This is a genomic window from Corynebacterium sp. HMSC069E04, from assembly GCF_001813175.1.
Taxonomy (GTDB): Bacteria; Actinomycetota; Actinomycetes; order Mycobacteriales; family Mycobacteriaceae; genus Corynebacterium; species Corynebacterium aurimucosum.
The window spans coordinates 1-910 of record NZ_KV811647.1 but is presented as its reverse complement, the minus strand read 5'-3'; the positions used below and the strand labels follow the sequence as shown (position 1 = coordinate 910).

Below are 910 nucleotides of genomic sequence, written 5' to 3'. Positions count from 1 at the left end.
TGCTTGTGTGTTGTTGTTAGGTGAAGTGGTGTGGAAACGCCTACCGTAGAGGGTGATAGTCCCGTAGTTGAAGGCTGCAATGCATGGGTTGTTGGGTTGCCCGAGTAGCAGCGGGCTCGTGGAATCTGCTGTGAATCTGCCGGGACCACCCGGTAAGCCTAAATACTCAGTGTGACCGATAGTGTATGAGTACCGTGAGGGAATGGTGAAAAGTACCCCGGGAGGGGAGTGAAATAGTTCCTGAAACCATGTGCTTACAATCCGTCAGAGCACTTTTTGTTGTGTGATGGCGTGCCTTTTGAAGAATGAGCCTGCGAGTCAGCGGCATGTCGCGAGGTTAACCCGTGTGGGGTAGCCGTAGGGAAACCGAATCCTAATGGGGTGTTTTAGTGGCGTGTCCTGGACCCGAAGCGGGGTGATCTACCCATGGCCAGTGTGAAGCAGTAGTAAGATGCTGTGGAGGCGCGAACCCACGTAGGTTGAAAACTGCGGGGATGAGCTGTGGGTAGGGGTGAAAGGCCAATCAAACTCCGTGATAGCTGGTTCTCCCCGAAATGCATTTAGGTGCAGCGTCGCATGTAGCTTGGTGGAGGTAGAGCTACTGGTTGGTTGAGCGGGACTACAATCTTAGCAATGTCAGCCAAACTCCGAATGCCATCAATTGTGTTGTGCGGCAGTGAGACTGTGGGGGATAAGCTTCATAGTCGAGAGGGAAACAGCCCAGATCGCCGGTTAAGGCCCCTAAGGGTGTGCTAAGTGGAAAAGGATGTGGGATCGCGAAGACAGCCAGGAGGTTGGCTTAGAAGCAGCCATCCTTGAAAGAGTGCGTAATAGCTCACTGGTCGAGTGGTCCTGCGCCGACAATGTAGTGGGGCTCAAGCACACCGCCGAAGCCGCGGCAAACTTTTTT

The 910-nt window shown here is 53.6% G+C and carries 1 rRNA gene; it reads left to right on the top strand.

The window, feature by feature from the left end:
* Window positions 1-910, top strand: a 23S ribosomal RNA gene (locus tag HMPREF2896_RS03805); the annotation flags it as partial.